Source organism: Aeromonas sp. QDB14, from assembly GCF_027707845.1.
In the GTDB taxonomy this organism is placed as follows: Bacteria; Pseudomonadota; Gammaproteobacteria; order Enterobacterales; family Aeromonadaceae; genus Aeromonas; species Aeromonas caviae.
This window is the reverse complement of sequence record NZ_JAPCJD010000040.1, coordinates 1-15,570: the sequence shown is the minus strand read 5'-3', so window position 1 is coordinate 15,570 and position 15,570 is coordinate 1. Positions and strand designations below refer to the sequence as shown.

The 15,570-nt window shown below is 63.6% G+C and carries 13 protein-coding genes and 1 pseudogene; 9 read left to right on the top strand and 5 right to left on the bottom strand.

Features of this window, described 5'->3' with window-relative positions:
* Positions 1-144: 144 nt before the first annotated feature.
* From hrpB to gloA2, 3 genes are all read left to right on the top strand, one after another.
* Entirely contained in the window at positions 145-2,598 is a 2,454-nt protein-coding gene (gene hrpB, locus PG887_RS13765; RefSeq protein WP_270821977.1) for an ATP-dependent helicase HrpB, read from the top strand.
* A gap of 122 nt (positions 2,599-2,720) precedes the next feature.
* Positions 2,721-5,042, top strand: coding sequence for a penicillin-binding protein 1B (mrcB, locus tag PG887_RS13760; RefSeq protein WP_128274066.1), 2,322 nt, complete (start codon positions 2,721-2,723; stop codon positions 5,040-5,042).
* Positions 5,043-5,085: 43 nt separating this feature from the next.
* Positions 5,086-5,487: an SMU1112c/YaeR family gloxylase I-like metalloprotein gene (gene gloA2, locus PG887_RS13755; protein WP_244053254.1), complete on the top strand. Its 402-nt coding sequence runs from the start codon at positions 5,086-5,088 to the stop codon at positions 5,485-5,487.
* An 89-nt stretch (positions 5,488-5,576) separates the two neighbouring features.
* On the opposite strand, the gene PG887_RS13750 is transcribed toward gloA2, so the two are convergent.
* The gene (locus PG887_RS13750; RefSeq protein WP_010675564.1) at positions 5,577-5,897 is read right to left on the bottom strand and encodes an SMR family transporter; all 321 of its coding nucleotides are present in this window, start codon (positions 5,895-5,897) and stop codon (positions 5,577-5,579) included.
* Positions 5,885-6,276, bottom strand: a pseudogene (locus PG887_RS13745) (DMT family transporter). The gene PG887_RS13750 and the pseudogene PG887_RS13745 overlap by 13 nt, the downstream one beginning before the upstream one ends.
* Before the next feature lie 157 nt (positions 6,277-6,433).
* On the opposite strand from PG887_RS13745, the gene PG887_RS13740 reads away from it, so the two are divergent.
* Positions 6,434-7,315, top strand: a complete 882-nt coding sequence (locus tag PG887_RS13740) for a LysR family transcriptional regulator (protein ID WP_270821959.1) — start codon at positions 6,434-6,436, stop codon at positions 7,313-7,315.
* Positions 7,316-7,357: 42 nt separating this feature from the next.
* On the opposite strand, the gene PG887_RS13735 is transcribed toward PG887_RS13740, so the two are convergent.
* On the bottom strand, positions 7,358-7,873 hold the full coding sequence (locus tag PG887_RS13735) for a DUF2937 family protein (protein ID WP_010675561.1): 516 nt from the start codon (positions 7,871-7,873) through the stop codon (positions 7,358-7,360).
* Positions 7,874-8,075: 202 nt separating this feature from the next.
* Here PG887_RS13735 and PG887_RS13730 point away from each other — a divergent pair, with 202 nt between their 5' ends.
* Complete coding sequence (locus PG887_RS13730; protein ID WP_270821957.1) at positions 8,076-8,759, top strand: phosphatase PAP2 family protein; 684 nt, start codon at positions 8,076-8,078, stop codon at positions 8,757-8,759.
* Between the two features lie 259 nt (positions 8,760-9,018).
* Positions 9,019-9,921 carry a sulfite exporter TauE/SafE family protein gene (locus PG887_RS13725; protein WP_210600818.1) on the top strand — a complete coding sequence of 301 codons (903 nt, stop codon included), beginning with the start codon at positions 9,019-9,021 and terminating at the stop codon, positions 9,919-9,921.
* Positions 9,922-9,967: 46 nt separating this feature from the next.
* Here the strand turns inward: PG887_RS13725 and PG887_RS13720 are convergent, their stop codons facing one another.
* Both PG887_RS13720 and hemL read right to left on the bottom strand, forming a co-directional pair.
* Positions 9,968-10,780, bottom strand: coding sequence for a hypothetical protein (locus tag PG887_RS13720; protein WP_042016292.1), 813 nt, complete (start codon positions 10,778-10,780; stop codon positions 9,968-9,970).
* A gap of 199 nt (positions 10,781-10,979) precedes the next feature.
* Entirely contained in the window at positions 10,980-12,266 is a 1,287-nt protein-coding gene (gene hemL, locus PG887_RS13715; RefSeq protein ID WP_270821954.1) for a glutamate-1-semialdehyde 2,1-aminomutase, read from the bottom strand.
* Positions 12,267-12,475: 209 nt separating this feature from the next.
* On the opposite strand from hemL, the gene clcA reads away from it, so the two are divergent.
* From clcA to erpA, 3 genes are all read left to right on the top strand, one after another.
* A complete protein-coding gene (gene clcA, locus PG887_RS13710; RefSeq protein ID WP_039040862.1) occupies positions 12,476-13,870 on the top strand; it encodes a H(+)/Cl(-) exchange transporter ClcA in 1,395 nt (464 codons plus the stop codon).
* A gap of 87 nt (positions 13,871-13,957) precedes the next feature.
* Positions 13,958-14,650, top strand: coding sequence for a DUF6776 family protein (locus PG887_RS13705; RefSeq protein ID WP_270821953.1), 693 nt, complete (start codon positions 13,958-13,960; stop codon positions 14,648-14,650).
* Between the two features lie 89 nt (positions 14,651-14,739).
* Positions 14,740-15,090 (top strand): iron-sulfur cluster insertion protein ErpA, encoded by a 351-nt coding sequence (gene erpA / locus PG887_RS13700; protein WP_010675554.1) that lies wholly within the window; start codon positions 14,740-14,742, stop codon positions 15,088-15,090.
* The last annotated feature ends 480 nt before the right edge of the window (positions 15,091-15,570 follow it).

Genomic DNA, 15,570 nt, shown 5'->3' with positions numbered 1-15,570 from the left:
ATTCTATGGCAGCCGCTCCCGGGATGTCTTGCCGTGTTGCACCTGACGCTTCCTGCCCCTGCCCGGCAGGGGCGCTTACGATGGCCGGGAGGCTGTGGCAGAATGGACCCCTTTTCAGAAGTGTCACAGAAGGTGCCCATCGCTTTGTCTTCCCTCCCCATCGTCCCGGTGTTGCCCGAACTCTTTGCAGCCCTCGACAGCCATACCAGCGTGATCCTGCAGGCGCCCCCCGGCGCGGGCAAATCGACCCTGCTGCCCCTGGAGCTGGTGCGCCAGCACCGGCTGCCCGGGCGCATCATCATGCTGGAGCCCAGGCGCCTCGCGGCGCGCAACATCGCGAGCTTCCTCGCGCGTCAGCTGGGGGAGAAGGTGGGCGAGCGCATCGGCCTGCGAGTGCGCGGGGAGAGCCGCACCAGCAGCCAGACCCGGCTCGAGATCGTGACCGAGGGGGTGCTGACCCGGATGCTGCAGCAGGATCCTGAGCTCACCGGCGTGTCGCTCGTCATCTTTGACGAGTTCCACGAGCGCAGCCTGCACGCCGATACCGCGCTGGCCTTCGCCATCGAAAGCCAGCAGGGGTTGCGCGATGATCTCAAGCTCTTGGTGATGTCCGCCACCCTGGATGGTATGGCCCTGGAGCGCCTGCTGCCAGGCGCCCCCGTGGTGCGCTCCGAGGGGCGCGGCTTTCCCATCGAGTACCACTATCGCCCCGCCAATCGCCAGCAGTGGCTGGAACCCCAGGTCGGCGCCGTGGTGCTGGAGGCGCTCGCCAGTCAGACTGGCAGTGCCCTGGTGTTCCTGCCGGGACAGGGGGAGATAGAGCGGCTGGCACAGTGGCTGGAAGGGCGGTTGCCAGGGGATGTGACCCTGGCTCCCCTCTATGGCCGTCTTGACCTCGCGGCCCAGCAAGCGGCCATCGAGCCTGCGCCTGCGGGTCGTCGCAAGCTGGTGCTTACCACCAACGTGGCGGAGACCTCCCTCACCATCGAGGGGATCTCCGTGGTCATCGACAGCGGGCTGGAGCGGCGCGCCACCTTCGATATCAAGAGCGGCGTCACCCGGCTGGAGACCCGGCCCATCGCCAAAGCCTCCGCCACCCAGCGGGCGGGGCGGGCAGGGCGGCTTGGCCCCGGCGTCTGCTACCGGCTCTGGAGCTGCGAGGTGCAGGAGCGCCTCGCCGAGCAGAGTCCCCCCGACATCCTGACGCAAGAGCTCACCGGCCTGCTGATGGACGCCGCCCAGTGGGGGGCCCGGGTGGAGGCGCTGCCCCTGCTGGACATGCCGCCCTCTGCCGCCGTGGCCAGCGCCCGGCGGTTGCTGGTGGCCCTGGGCGCCATGGCCCCGGAGGGTGAGCAACAACTTACCCCGGCAGGCCGTGCCATGGCGGCCTTCGGCACCCATCCCCGCCTCGCCCGCATGTTGCTGCGGGCCCGGGAGCTGGAATCCGAGGGTCTGACAGGGATTGTCGCCGATGCGGCTTTCCTGGTGGCGTTGCTGGAAGAAGATCTGCGAGGATCGGAGCGCCTGTCAGTGCTGTTCCACCGCCGTCAGGGCGCCCTGCGCCAGGGGGCGGCCCGCTGGTTCGAGCGGCTCGGTGTGCGGGCAAGCAGCCCGCAGGGTCAATGGCTGGGGTTGCTGTGCGCCCTCGCCTGGCCCGATCGCATCGGCAAGCTGCGCAGTGGCAGCCGCTATCAGCTCAGTGGCGGGGTGAGCTGCGATCTGGTAGAAGGACATCCCTGCCAGGGGCAGGGGGCCATCGTGGCCGTCGAAATGGGTCAGAACGAGCGCGGCAGCCGCATCTTCATCGCCGAGCCGGTGGCGCTGGATGAGCTGGTGCGCCAGCTGCCCGAGCTGGTCGGCGAGCGCCAGTGGTTCGACTGGGACGATCGGGAGGAACGGGTGCGTGCGGAGCGCCAGCAGGTGCTCGGCGAGCTGGTGCTCGGCCAGCGGCCGCTGACGGATCTCTCCGATGAACAGAAGGGGCGCTGCCTGCTGCAAGGCATCCGGCGCAAGGGGCTGCACGTGCTGCCCTGGGACGAGAGTAGCGAGGGGCTGCTGGCCCGCTTGCGCTGCGCCCGCGACTGGCTGCCCGACGAAGCCTGGCCCGCCATGGATGAGGAGAGCCTGCTGGCCGACCTCGAGCAGTGGCTGCTGCCAGCGGTGAGCGGCATGACCCGGCTGGAGCAGTTGAAGCGGCTCGACATGAGCGACATCCTGCGCCAGTCTCTGCCCTGGCCCCTGCCAAGGCGGCTGGACGAGGCGCTGCCGAGCCACTTCACCGCACCGACCGGCAGCCGGGTGCGGATCCGCTACCAGCCGGGTCAGGCGCCGGCGATCCCGGTGCGCATCCAGGAGATGTTCGGGCTGGGTGCCACCCCATGCGTGGCCGATGGCCGGGTGCCCCTGGTGGTGGAGCTGCTCTCCCCGGCCCAGCGCCCCTTGCAGATCACCGCGGATCTCGCCGCCTTCTGGGCGGGATCCTATGAGCAGGTGAAAAAAGAGATGAAGGGGCGCTACCCCCGTCACTACTGGCCGGACAACCCGCTGGAGGCGATGCCGACCCGGGTGACCAAGAAGAAAATGGGATTGCAGGAGTAGCCGACGGGGCAGTGATCGGTCGGTACGATCAGAACAAGATGGCGGTGGCACAGCCCCCTCCACAACAGGCATCGCAGGCCGCTCGCATCAGCGGGATGGCGAGGAGAACGACAAGAGGATTTATGGCAACCCAACGACGCAAGCGCACGCCCAAGAAGGCAGCGCCCAAACGCACCATCTGGCGCACCCTGTTCTGGCTGGGCTTCAAGCTCTCTCTGGTGGTGGCGGCCTTCATGGTGGTGTTTGGCATCTATCTCGACACCAAGGTGCGCGAGCGCTTCGACGGCGAGAAGTGGCAGTTGCCGGTGATGGTCTACAGCCGCCCGCTGGAGCTCTATCCCAGCCAGCGGCTCTCCCAGACCCAGATGCTGCGCGAGCTCAACATGCTGAGCTACAAGCAGGTGCGTCAGCCTCATACCCCGGGTGAGTACGCGGTGAGCGGCAACCGCATCGAGCTGGTGCGCCGGCCGTTCGAGTTCCACGACGGTGCCGACGGCGCCCGTGGCCTGCGTCTCACCTTCAACGGGGCGCGCCTCGAGGGGATCCAGTCCCTGGAGAACCAGCGCCAGCTCGGCTATGCCCAGATGGACCCGGTGCTGCTCGATCGCCTCAACACCGAGGATCGGGAAGACCGCCTGCTGGTGCGCCTTTCCGAGGTGCCGGACAGCCTGCTGGTGACGCTGCTCACCACGGAAGACAGGGACTTCTACCAGCACGGCGGTGTCTCGCCGGTGGCCATCATGCGCGCCATGGCAGCCAACCTGCTGGCGGGTCGCACTGTGCAGGGGGGCAGTACGCTCACCCAGCAGCTCGCCAAGAACTTCTTCCTGACCCGTGAGCGCAGCCTGTGGCGCAAACTGCAGGAAGCCTACATGGCGGTGCTCATCGACTACCGCTACAGCAAGGACGAGATCCTGGAGGCCTACCTCAACGAGGTCTATCTGGGGCAGAACTTCTCCCAGGGGGTCTACGGCTTCGGGCTCGCCTCCTACTTCTACTTCGGTATTCCGGTCAACGAGCTGGACATCGATCAGGTGGCCCTGCTGGTGGGCATGGTGAAGGGCCCCTCCTATTACGATCCCTGGCGATTCCCCGACCGGGCCAAGGCGCGCCGGGATCTGGTGCTGAAACTGCTGGCGGATCACGGCAGCCTGACCCAGGCCGAGTATGACCTGGCCAGCAAGCAGCCCCTTGGCATCATCGCCCGCGGCCAGATGAGCTATGGCCGTACCCCGGCCTTCATGGGGCTGCTCAAGCGGGAGATCCAGAACCGCTTCGGCCCGGATCTGCTCAAGCAGTCCGGCCTCAAGATCTTCACCAGTCTGGATCCCATCGCCCAGCACGCCGCCGAGCAGGCGGTGGAGTCGGGTCTGGCCACCATCGAGAAGCAGCGTGGCAAGAAGAAGCTGGAGGCGGCCATGGTGGTCTCCGACTGGCACAAGGGCGAGGTGGTCGCCATGGTGGGGGGACGGGATCCCCGCTACGCCGGCTTCAACCGGGCGCTGGATGCCCGCCGTCAGATTGGCTCCCTGGTCAAACCGGCGGTCTACCTGACCGGCCTCTCCAACGGCCTGACCCTGGGCACGCCGCTTAAAGATCAGCCGATCCGGATTCGCGGCCAGGATGGCCAGATCTGGACGCCGCAGAACTACGACCGCAAGTTCCGCCAGAGCGTGCCCCTGATGGAGGCGCTCGCCAGCTCCCTCAACGTGCCGACCGTCAACCTCGGGATGCAGATAGGCCTGGACAAGGTGGTGGACACCCTGCACAAGCTGGGGGTGCAGCAGGAGATCCAGCCCTATCCGTCCCTGGTGCTGGGGGCGGTGGCGCTCTCGCCCATGGAGGTGAACCAGATGTACCTGCCCATTGCCAACCAGGGGTTGACCCAGCCCCTGTCGGCCATCCGGGCCGTGGTGAATGGCGAGGGGCGCCAGCTCTACCAGCATGACGAAGCGGCCAAGCGAGTGACGGATCCCCAGGCAAGCTGGCTGACCCTGTTCGCCATGACCAAGACGGTGAGCCAGGGGACGGCCCGGGCGCTCGGTGCCAAGTTCCCCGGGGCCACCATGGCCGCCAAGACCGGTACCACCAACGAGCTGCGAGACTCCTGGTTTGCCGGGATGGACAACAACGAGCTGGTGAGTGTCTGGGTCGGCCGTGACGACAACACCCCGGCCGGGTTGACCGGTGCCAGTGGCGCCTTGCAGCTGTTCAGCGGCTACATGAGCCAGCGAGGGGTCAACAGCCTGGGGCTGAAGATGCCCGAAGGGGTGAGCTGGGCCAACTTCTCCCGCTCGAGCGGTGCCCGGGTGGCCAGTGATTGTCCCGGCAGTCTCCAGGTGCCGGCCAAGCTGGCCGGTCTGGCCGAGCCCATGAGTTGTGCCAGCCCGGTCTCCAACCCGGTCAACGCGCTGGACAACTGGTTCAACGGTTTCTTCAACTAACTGCGACGGGCAGCCCTGGCTGCCCGTGTTGCAAGGAGTGCCCATGACGACTCCCCTGTTTGACGCCATCCATCACGTGGCCATCATCGCCAGCGACTATCCGCGTTCGCGCCACTTCTATCACCAGGTGCTGGGGTTGCCCATCATTGCCGAGACCCTGCGGGCCGAGCGTCAGTCGTGGAAGCTGGATCTGGCGCTGCCGGACGGCAGCCAGCTGGAGCTGTTCAGCTTCCCGGCGCCGCCACCGCGCCCCTCCCGGCCGGAGGCGTGCGGGTTGCGCCACCTGGCGTTTCGGGTGGCGGATCTCGACTGGGTCATCGCCCACCTGGAGCAGCACGGGGTGGAAGTGGAGCCGGTGCGGGTGGACGAGCTGACCGGCAAGCGTTTTACCTTCTTCGCCGACCCCGACGGCCTGCCGCTGGAGCTGTACGAGGCAGCGCGTTAGGCTGCCTGCTGCAATCTGGGTGATCGGTTTGACCATGAAAAGGCCGCCCTGGGAACAGGGCGGCTTTTTTCATGGGGTTGGAGAGGGGATCATGCTGTGGTCAGCAGGGCGACCGCCACCGCCATCACCATCATGCCGAGCCAGCCGACGGGTCTGAGGCGCTCGCCGAACAGCAGCAGGCCCCCGAGGGCGGTGCCCAGGATGCCGATGGCGCCCCAGGTGGCATAGGCCACGGCCAGATCGATCTTGCCGGTACTGACCGCCTCGCTGAGCAGCGTGAAGGCACAGAGCACCAGCAGAATGCCGAGGACGCCCCACCCCTTGTCGCGAAAACCAACGGAGCGGTTGATTGCCATGTTGGCGCCGATATCCAGCAGGGCGGCGCCCAGTACGATGATCAACGGGTGCATGGGGCTTCCCTCCTCTGGTGGGTGGGAGCTGGTGCATCATGGGTCTCGCCCAGGGTCACCATGACAATCCCCACTATGGCCAGCGCCAGTCCGATCCACTCCTGGATGCTCAGCTCGTAGCCGAGGAACAGGACGGAGACGGCGGTGATGAGGGCGATCCCCAGCCCTTCCCACAGCGCAAACGCGATACCAATGGAGATTGTCCTGGCGGCCTTGGCGAGCAGCAGGTAGGAGAGGGTGATGAGGAGCCACATCGGCAGATAGTGGATCCAGCCGCTCTCGCTCTTTGGGATCAGGCCATGGAGGAGGTGCCGGCGACCTCGGTCAGGATGGCCCCCGTCAGGAAGAGGCGGGCCAAAAGCAGGGGACGGGATGACATGCAGTTTCCTTCTGTTGCTGCGACGAAGAGAGGATAACGGCACCCGAAACGGGCAAGGTTATCGCTGAGCGTCGAGAAAGCTGTCGCTGCTTGTTTGCCTTGGGGGCGGACCAGGGGATAAGGTGGTGATGGAATAATCTGCCGCCAGTTTGAAGTCATGAAGCTAAATCAGATACAACTCTTTGTAGAAACAGCAGACAGTGGTTCGATATCCAATGCCGCCAGACGACTTGGCAAGAGTCGCAGCGCCGTGAGCTCGGCGATAGCAACCCTGGAGGTGGAGCTTGGCGTCGAACTTTTCGAACGAGGGGCGAACCAGAGCCGGCTGACCGAAATCGGCGAGCAAGTGCTGGACGACTGTCGGCGGCTGTTGCAGGCCGCCAACAGCCTGAAGCTCAAGTGCGAGCACCATGCCTCCGGTGCCGAGGTGGCGCTGCGGGTAGCCCGGGACGACGCCATTCCCGAGGTGGTATGGCGCGAGATGCTGGGGGCGCTGCGTCGCCAGTTTCCGGGCACCAGCATCTCCCTGGTGCTGGCCTCACAGCCGGAGCTGCCGGCCCTGGTGGAAGAGGGGTTCGTGGATGCCGCCTTCGGCCTCATCACCGAGGAACAGGAGCGCAGCGGTCTTTGCATCGACGTGCTCAACCCGATCCGCACCCTGATGGTGGTGGCGCCAAGCCACCCGCTGGCTGGGCTGAAGCGGGTGTTGCAGCAGGATCTGACCGATCACACCCAGGTCACTCTCTCCTATGTGGACGCGTTTTCGGTCAAGAGCCTGCTGCCCATCGGAGGGCAGCATATCGGGTTGTCGAGTTTCGAACTGATGCGGGATGCGGTGCTGGATGGTCTGGGCTGGGCGGTGCTGCCTTCACCCCTTATCCAGAGCCAGCTGCGCCAGGGGGAGCTGCTGACCCTGAAGCACAAGTTCAGTCTGCAGTGGCGCGATTACGGAGTCTATCTGTCGGAGAACGCCCATCACGGCAAGGTGCTGGTCTGGCTGAAGAAGGCCATAGAAGCCTATCTCGAACCCTTCGAGTAGCCGCCAACCGGGGCGGGCACCCCGGTTGGCAGTGAGAGGGGATCAGCGCAGGCCGTGACGGGGGACGCGCTGGCGGGAGCGAAATGGCAGCAGCAGGAGGCCGAGCAGCAGATCCCCCGCCAAGGAGGCCAGCAGACCCGCCGCCACGCCGCAGAAAATGGCGGCCTGTTTGAGGGGGACCACATAGCCGTAGTTGTGCAGGGTATCCTGCCAGAGGGCGGGATCGGCGCGCAGCAACAGGTGGGAGAGCTGCTGGTACCAGGGACTCTCCCGCACGGCGATCTCCCCCTGAAGGTGCTGCTGCTGGTTCACCAGTTGCTGGAGGCTGGTGGCATCCTGGGTGAAGACGGGATCCTGGCTGGCACCGTAATGGGCGACCAGCGCCTGCAGATCGCCATTGAAGTGCTGGTCCGCCGTGCGCTGGAAGGGGGCCAGCGCCAGACCGGCCTGCTGCAGCCGGGCATCCAGCCGCTGGAAGTAGAGATCGACCAGCCCGGGGATCTGTACACCTGCCAGCAAACCGAGGGCAAACAACATCATGCGAAGGTAGCTGCGCATCATCATCATCCTGAACGAAGGGAGCGCCCATACTAGACGCAACCGGTGGGAGAGCCAAGGAGGGGACGCGCTTGCCCACCCGGTCGGCGGCGCCAAAAGAAGAGCCGATAGAATACCTTTGTTACACGAATTCTTACACTTTTGTGATGCAAGTCATCTTGCGGCTGGCCTAGAATGAGCGTTTTTCGAAGGACACGTCGGCATGAGCAAGTTCATTCCTTTCTATCTGGCCGGGGGCCTCATCGCCTTCAGTTGGGGCGCCCTGCCTGAGCACGGCCCTTGGGATGGGTGGGATCTCGCCCTCTTCCAGTTGGTCAATGGCTGGATTGGCCACTCCCCCCGTTGGGCCGATCTGGTGGCCATCACCAACAACCGCCTGTTCGATCTGGCCGCGCTGGCCTGCATGGGCGGGATCCTCGCCGGTTGCTTCTTCCGTGCCGACGGGCAGGAGCGCCGTCGTCTGGTGGCCATGGGGGTCGTGATGCTGCTGGGGGCCCTGGTGATCAATCAGCTCGGGCATCTGTTGCCGGTCAGCCGTCCCAGCCCCACCTTGATGGTGGACGGGGCTCTGCGCCTGACCGAGATCAGTGCGATTCCCACCAAGGACTCCGCCGGTGACAGCTTCCCCGGTGATCACGCCCTCTTCCTGATGATCTTCGCCGGTTTTGCCCTGCGCTATCTGTCGCGCTGGGCCGGGGTGGTTGCGGTGGTGATGGTGCCCCTGTTTTCTGCGCCCCGCATCCTGGCTGGTGCGCACTGGATGACGGACGTCTATGTGGGCGCTCTTTGCCTCTCCCTGATCTGCCTGCCGCTGCTGTTGCTCACTCCCGTGTCGGATCGCCTGATAGACCGCCTGGCTCCCCGGCTGCCACGCTGGATTGCCTGACGGAGAATGAAAAAAGAAGGCGGGTCACCCCGCCTTCTTTCATTTACGCCTCACCGGTGCTGTGGTCGTCGCGAAATGACCAGGACTACGCCCGATGAGCCCGGGCTGTCGCCCTCCCAACCAGTATGGATAGCCCCATTCGGGTTCTGCCAGCCAAAATAGTCGCGGCCAAACGTTTGCACCCGTCGTCTCATGATCCTGGCCAGGATTTTTTCCCTCCGCTGCCTTAGAATCGCCGCCCGTTGTTGGAGGTCTCCCCATGCTTGTCACTTTTCTGCGTCTCTTGTTTATCGGTTGTGCCCTGGTCTTTCTCTTTATGCTGGTCCGTGCCTGGTGGCACAAACGGCGTCATGGCCAGCTCGAAGCCACCCCTTTCTGGCCGGTGGCGGCCATCGGTTTTGTGGCCAATTTTCTCGATACCCTGGGGGTGGGGAGCTTTGCGGTGAAGACCGCCTGCTACAAGCAGTTCAGGCTGATCGATGATCGGGTGCTGCCCGGTACCCTCAACGGCCAGTGCGTGCTGCCGACCGTGACCCAGGCTCTCATCTTCATCGGCGTGGTCAACGTGGATCCCGTCACCCTCATCAGCATGATGGCGGCTGCGGCGGCCGGTGCGGCCTGGGGCGCCCGTTACGTGGCTTCCTTTGATCGCCAGACCATCCGGCTGGTCATGGCGGTCTCCCTGCTGGTGGTCGCCGGTCTCATCTTTGCCGGTCTGCTCGGGCTCTTCCCCCTCGGTGGCGAGGCCATGGGGCTGAGCGGTTACAAGCTGGGGATCGCCCTTGCCGGCAACTTCCTGTTCGGAGCTCTGATGAACGTCGGTATCGGCCTGTTCGCCCCCTGCATGACCCTGGTCTATCTGCTCGGCATGAACCCGCTGGTGGCCTTCCCCATCATGATGGGATCCACCGCCGTGCTCAGCGTCTTCTCGGCGGGGACCTTCATTCGCAAGGGGGCTTTCGATGCGCGGGCCGTGCTGGCTGTGGCCATCTTCGGCCCCATCGGCGTGGTGCTGGCGGCCATGCTGGTCAAATCCATGGAGATGGAGATGCTCAAATGGCTGGTGGCTTTCATCGTCATCTATACCTCCTGGACCATGTACGCCTCCTGGCGTGCGGCGCAGCGACAGCCAGCGCCCGCGCTGGCAGAGGCGACGAGCTAGCTGGCGTCGGCGAGGCCCGCCTGCACGGGCACCCCGCGTTGGTATGTCATCCCGCTCGCCCGGTCCTGGCGCGTCTTCTGATGCCCCTGGCAGCCCCCTCCGAGTGGGCGGTCTGCTGGCTGGAGGCGACCAGTGCGGCTTCCGCCCTGGCACCGAGAAACACATAGAGCCCCAGCGCCAGCAGCAACCCCACGGCGCACCCCATCACCCCCACCGCAGGCCAGAGCAGTTCGCTCTGGCCGAGGGATCCCTTGAACAGCAGCAGCAACCCCTCGATGGAGACCGCGATCAGGATGGCGGCGATAAAGCGGGTAATGGTGCGCCGGATGGCGCTGTGGCGGAAGATGTCCTTATGCAGCAGTACTTCCTCTTCGAGGATGGTCTTGCCGAGATCGAACACCGCCAGCGCGAGCGTGAGGAAGATGATGGCGCTGAAGGCGCCCAGCCGGTTCTGCTGGGTGCCGCACAGGAGCAGATAGAGCTGTTCCAGCCCGTGCCAGATGAGGGTGCCGACGATGAGAAACAGGGCCAGACTCAGGACAACGTAGACGGCCCTGAACCAGGGAATGGCGCGCCGCCGCTCCCTGTCCCCCATCAGCCAGGCGATCAGCTGGTGCAGGTTGATCTCCAGCTCCCGGCCATGGCCCTGCACCAGCAGGCGCAGCTGCCCCTGGGCCGCCGGAACGGGCGCCAGTATGGCTGGCCTGATCTGGGGGGCCAGGCTCTTCACCTCCTCGACGAAGGCATAGGTCTTGAGAGACGCCTCGGGGAGGGTGAGCAGCCCCAGCAGCAGGGGGGCCAGCTCGGTTTCGTACTCCTGATAGCGCCGCAGCACATCGATGGGGCTCATCTCTGCCATATACACCTCGGTCCAATGGGCTCCTGAGCAGGGTTCTGCAAATTGTGGGCCCGATTTATGACAGCCCGTGTACGGCGCGGCGCACCAGCATGTGGCAAGGCTCCGGTGAGGGACTTAAGGATGCACCACTATGGTGCCTTGTCGGGACGAGCAAACAAAAAAGGGCCCCATCGGGGCCCTCTGCACATCTTGCTGCTTGTCAGCCAGCCAGCTTGGCGAAGCTGCGCTCGGCGGCCGCCAGGGTGTGTTCAATCTCCTTGTCCCCGTGGGCAAGCGACAGGAAGCCCGCCTCGTAGGCGCTCGGTGCCAGATAGACACCCTCTTCCAGCATCAGATGGTAGAAGCGCTTGAAGCGTTCCATGTCGCAGCGAGTCACCTGCTCGTAGCGGGTGATCTCGGGCTCGTCGGTGAAGAAGAAGCCGAACATGCCGCCCACGTAGTTGATGGCAAGCGGGATGCCGTGCCTGGCGGCGGCCGCTTTCAGCCCTTCGGCGACACGGGCGGTCTTGGCGCTCAGCTGCTCATAGAGGCCCGGCTCCAGCAGCAGGTCCAGCATGGTGAGGCCGGCGGCCATGGCCACCGGGTTGCCGGAGAGGGTACCGGCCTGATAGACGGGGCCGGTCGGGGCTATGTGCTGCATCACCTTCTTCTTGCCGCCGAAGGCGCCCACCGGCATGCCGGCACCGATGATCTTGCCGAGGGTGGTGAGATCCGGGTCGATGTTGTAGTGACCCTGGGCACCGCGCAGGGAGACGCGAAAACCCGTCATCACCTCGTCCAGGATCAGCAGGGCGCCGAATTCGTCACAAATGGCCCGAAGCCCTTCCAGGAAGCCGGGCACCGGCGGGATGCAGTTCATGTTGCCAGCGACCGGCTCGACGATGATACAGGCGATCTCGTTGCCGTACTGGGTGAAGGCTTCGCGCACCGAGTCCAGATCGTTAAAGACACAGGTGAGCGTGTGTTTGGCGAAATCGGCGGGTACGCCCGGGCTGTTGGGCTGACCCAGGGTGAGGGCGCCTGAGCCGGCCTTGACCAGCAGGGAGTCGGCGTGGCCGTGGTAGCAGCCTTCAAACTTGACGATCTTGTCGCGACCGCTATAGCCGCGGGCCAGCCGGATGGCGCTCATGGTCGCCTCGGTGCCGGAGTTGACCATCCGCACCTGCTCCATGGAGGGGACGATCTGGCGCACCTTCTCGGCCATCAGCACTTCGATCTCGGTCGGGGCACCGTAGCTAAGCCCTTTTTCCACCGCCTTGATGACAGCGGCCTTGATGGCCGGGTGGTTGTGACCGAGCAGCATGGGGCCCCAGGAGCCGATGTAATCCACATAGGCCTGGCCGTCCACGTCATAGAGGTAGGCGCCATCGGCGTGATCGATGAAGCGGGGTGTGCCGCCGACCCCGTTGAAGGCGCGGACCGGTGAGTTGACGCCACCGGGAATGGTCTGGCGGGCCTGTTCAAACAGCTGATCTGATTTTGACATGGATCATCCTTAATGGGATTTTGGTCGTTACCCGGGCGCAGGCTGCCGATTGCGGCTCGGCAGGGGATGGCGGGAGGAGTATGCTTTGCGCTCTCGCCCCGGACTCTCGCCCGTGATACATGAAACGGGCCGACTATAGCAGAAAGGCCCAGAGCTGGGCAGCCGAGGCCGAGGTGTGTCTGGTCCTCGTTAGATGAGCGTGATTATCCATGGAGCAACAAGCCATTCCTTCCGCCGACGCGGCCTCGCTGCGTCGTCCTCCAGTCTTGCAGCGCCTGATACGGCGGGACAAGATGCCGCTGCTGGTGCTCCTGTTGGCGGCCCTGGTCGGCCTGCTGGCAGGCCTGGTGTGCGGATTGTTCGAGTCTTGCGTTCACTGGCTGGCCCAGCAGCGTGTCGACTTGCTGGCCGATCGCCCCTGGTGGCAGCTCGGTCTGCTCGGCTTTGGTTTCAGCGCCCTGCTGGGGTTGGTCGGCTATTTCCTCACTCATGCCTTTGCCCCCGAGGCGGGGGGATCCGGTATCCCGGAAATTGAAGGGGCCATGGACGACCTGCGCCCGGTACGCTGGTGGCGGGTGTTGCCGGTGAAGTTTTTTGGCGGGGTCTGTACCCTGAGTTCCGGCATGGTGCTGGGGCGGGAGGGGCCCTCGGTGCAGATAGGGGGCAACCTCGGCAAGATGGTGGCGGATATCTTCCGGTTGCCCAAGGAGCATGGCCACGCCCTGCTGGCTGCCGGTGCGGCGGGTGGTCTCGCTGCGGCCTTCAATGCCCCGCTGGCAGGGATACTGTTTGTCATGGAAGAGATGCGACCGCAATTTCGCTACTCCTTCCTCGCCATCAAGGCGGTCGGGATTTCGGCCGTCATGGCGACCCTGATGCTGCAGAACATGAAAGGGCAATCCCCCGTCATCATGCTGCCTCACTACGACGCTCCGGCCTTGAAGGCGCTCTGGCTGTTTCTCTTCATGGGGGGCTGCTTTGGTGTGCTGGGGTTCGTCTTCAACAAGCTGGTGCTCGCCTGTCAGGATGGTTACCTGGCATTGCATCAGAACAAGCGCCACCGCTTCGTCATCATCGGCATGGGGGTGGCTGGAACCTTTGGCATGCTGTCGCTGTTCGCCCCTTCGGTCACGGGAGGGGGAATCGAGCTCATCCCGCATCTGACGGGGGGAGACTATGCGATGGCGACGCTCTTCATCATCTTCTCGGTGCGACTGGTGGGTACCCTCATCTGCTTTTGCTCGGGGGCCCCTGGTGGTGTCTTTGCGCCGACCCTGGCGCTGGGCACCCTGTTCGGGGTGATCTTTGGTCACCTGTTCCACTCTGCATTTCCCGATCTCGGCATCGAACCGGGCGCCTTTGCCATCGCCGGCATGGGGGCGCTCTTCGCCGCCACCGTACGTGCCCCCATTACCGGCATCGTGCTGGTGACCGAGATGACCGACAACTATCAGCTGATCCTGCCCATGATGATCACCACCATAGGGGCAACCCTGGTGGCGCAATGGTTGGGGGGGCGCCCTATCTATTCCCAGATCCTGGAGCGAACTTTACGGCTTGCTGCGCGTCAAAACCGGGGTGAAAGCAGCATCGCGACCGGTTAACTCTTTGTTTATCCGTATCAATCCGGCATGGTCGCGTATAGTGAAAAGAAACCGGCCGTGTTGATGTCGGCATAGAGAAGAGGCCTTATGTCCCAAATCGTGAAGTTATTGGTGGTGCTGGCCGTGGGGGCATGTATCGGTTATGTCGTCGGGAACAGACAGGAGCTGGCTCAGAGCAGCCTGATGACGGTGCAGCAAGAGACGTTGGAGCGTCAGAGCAAGGCCATTGCACAACTGAAGACGGATCTCGGCGTCAGGGAGACCCTGCTGGCGACCCAGAAGGCCGCCTTCGAGCAACTTCAGCAGACGCTCAAGGATCAGGAAGCTCAGGTACAGGAGCAGAAACGCCAGCTGGCCTTCTTCGAGCGCATCATGCGTCCCACCGGCGAACAGGTGGGGGTATCCATCGACAATCTGACATTGCGGGAGACGAGTGTGCCGGGTCGCTACCACTATCGTCTGGCGCTCACACAACCCGCCAAGAAGCGGGAGTTGTTTCGGGGGCAGGTGCAGATCCGGCTCGAAGGCAGTCTGGCTGACAAGCCCAGGATCCTCAGTGGCCGGGATCTTGGCATGAAGGTGGGGGAGGGACGCTACGCGTTGCGATACTTCCAGCTCTTGGAGGGCAATTGGCAGCTTCCCTCAGGCTTTATCCCGGACAGGGTGAGAATCCTCATCCCGAAGGAGGGTCGGCAACCGGCCCAGGAGCTGGTTGCTGAGTGGAACGAGGTGCTCAAGCCTTTGGTCGCTCAACCAGCCCCCATGCCGGCAGCACAGTAAGAGAGTGGTGAATACTTGAACTAAATGGTCGGGTATTGGATAATTTCGCGGTTTCCATGTTTGTGGATGTAACGGTTGTGAGGTCAGCAATGAGTGCAGTAGCAGAAGCCCCCTTGCCCATCCAGATGACGGATGCGGCAGCCAACAAGGTAAAGACCTTGATCACCGAAGAAGAGAATCCCGAACTCAAGTTGCGGGTCTACATCACTGGGGGGGGCTGCTCCGGTTTCCAGTACGGTTTCACGTTTGACGAGAAAATCAATGATGGCGATACCGTGGTCGAGAAGAGCGGCGTCACCATGGTGATCGATCCCATGAGCCTGCAATACCTGGTCGGCGGCAGCGTGGATTACACCGAAGGCCTGGAAGGTTCCCGTTTCACCGTGACCAACCCCAACGCCACGACGACCTGCGGTTGCGGCTCCAGTTTTTCCATCTGATCTACAAGCAGCGTGATATGAAGGGCCCCGAGGGGCCCTTTTCATTTTTGTATGCCTGGCGTGGCTGGCATGTAGATCTTGATGTGGCGAAAACGGGTACCGATTGGTAGCGATAGAGAAGGTGTGCAGGCTCATTTAGATGAATCGTTGACGGCTTTTTAGTCTTATTGGTTGTTGATTAAACACCCGAACGTCTTTTTCAAATAAACACGTAGTTTTCGCTTGTCAGCGAGAATCATATCCCTATAATGCGCCTCCATCAGCACGGCGCAGTGCATGTCTGGTCCACCTTGCAAAGCAAGCTGGTGAGGGTTATAGTTTCAGACCCTGCTCTTTAACAATTTGAATCAAGCAATCTGTGTGGGCACTCACAGCATCGAGCATCAAAAACAATTTTTGATTTTCAATGTCTGGTGAAGTGACCAAAGCAACTTTTAGTTGCAGCAGTTAATTCAGCAATTCATTGAGCCGCCAACTCCT

Coding starts and splice junctions, on each gene's coding strand:
- hemL (WP_270821954.1), bottom strand. CDS start 12,266: ATGTCAAAATCAGATCAGCTGTTTGAACAGGCCCGCCAGACCATTCCC.
- PG887_RS13725 (WP_210600818.1), top strand. CDS start 9,019: ATGCTTGTCACTTTTCTGCGTCTCTTGTTTATCGGTTGTGCCCTGGTC.
- clcA (WP_039040862.1), top strand. CDS start 12,476: ATGGAGCAACAAGCCATTCCTTCCGCCGACGCGGCCTCGCTGCGTCGT.
- PG887_RS13740 (WP_270821959.1), top strand. CDS start 6,434: ATGAAGCTAAATCAGATACAACTCTTTGTAGAAACAGCAGACAGTGGT.
- PG887_RS13735 (WP_010675561.1), bottom strand. CDS start 7,873: ATGCGCAGCTACCTTCGCATGATGTTGTTTGCCCTCGGTTTGCTGGCA.
- PG887_RS13750 (WP_010675564.1), bottom strand. CDS start 5,897: ATGCACCCGTTGATCATCGTACTGGGCGCCGCCCTGCTGGATATCGGC.
- erpA (WP_010675554.1), top strand. CDS start 14,740: ATGAGTGCAGTAGCAGAAGCCCCCTTGCCCATCCAGATGACGGATGCG.
- PG887_RS13730 (WP_270821957.1), top strand. CDS start 8,076: ATGAGCAAGTTCATTCCTTTCTATCTGGCCGGGGGCCTCATCGCCTTC.
- gloA2 (WP_244053254.1), top strand. CDS start 5,086: ATGACGACTCCCCTGTTTGACGCCATCCATCACGTGGCCATCATCGCC.
- mrcB (WP_128274066.1), top strand. CDS start 2,721: ATGGCAACCCAACGACGCAAGCGCACGCCCAAGAAGGCAGCGCCCAAA.
- PG887_RS13705 (WP_270821953.1), top strand. CDS start 13,958: ATGTCCCAAATCGTGAAGTTATTGGTGGTGCTGGCCGTGGGGGCATGT.
- PG887_RS13720 (WP_042016292.1), bottom strand. CDS start 10,780: ATGGCAGAGATGAGCCCCATCGATGTGCTGCGGCGCTATCAGGAGTAC.